The organism is Psychrobacter sp. 1Y4 (assembly GCF_051847555.1).
Window position 1 is genome coordinate 1 of record NZ_JBPYDE010000726.1, and the last position, 636, is coordinate 636.

The 636-nt window shown below is 48.3% G+C and carries 1 protein-coding gene and 1 pseudogene; both read right to left on the bottom strand.

Annotation, left to right across the window (positions count from 1 at the left end):
* Positions 1-454, bottom strand: a 454-nt coding sequence (locus tag ACS8FC_RS18550; protein WP_439297874.1) for a carboxyl transferase domain-containing protein, incomplete at its 3' end; no start/stop codon positions are given.
* Positions 447-636, bottom strand: a pseudogene (locus ACS8FC_RS18555) (malonate decarboxylase acyl carrier protein); the annotation flags it as partial. The gene ACS8FC_RS18550 and the pseudogene ACS8FC_RS18555, both read right to left, overlap by 8 nt.

Below are 636 nucleotides of genomic sequence, written 5' to 3' on the forward strand. Positions count from 1 at the left end.
CATTGGTACCGCCAATGACAGTGATAATAGGAATGCCTGCATCACGCACCTTGAGCATTGCGCGCATAATTTCGGAGATGGTGATCAGCCCTGCGTTTGCCTCATGCAGACGCACACCGCCTGAATCGACAAAAAACACCACGGCCTTGGGTTTGTCTTCGATGGCTTTGAGCAAGGTGCCGACGATTTTTGCGCCGTGTATTTCGCCAACTGCCCCGCCCATGAATTTGCCTTCTTGTGCGATCATGTATATTGGCTGGTCTTGAATGGTTGCCTGCCCAATAATTACCCCATCATCGAAACTGCCGACAATATCGAGCGAGGCAAGGTTTGGGCTGACAGGGATGCTACCGGGTTTGAGGATCTCTTGAAAACTGCCTTTATCTACAATACTAGCGATACGATTGCGCGCTGTCTTTTCGTAAAAACTCTTTTGAATGGTTGCATTATCCATTTAATTCGTCCTCCAAGATGTTGACCGCTTGGCTCAAGCGTAAGCTTACTACCGCTGGCGTCGCTCCCATATCATTGATTTTAAATTCCAAACCGCCCACGGCATAACGATCAGAGAAGTCTTGCAAAACCGCTTTCCAAATGTGATCAAAGCCCGTCACGGAGGTATCGATAATGAAGTTG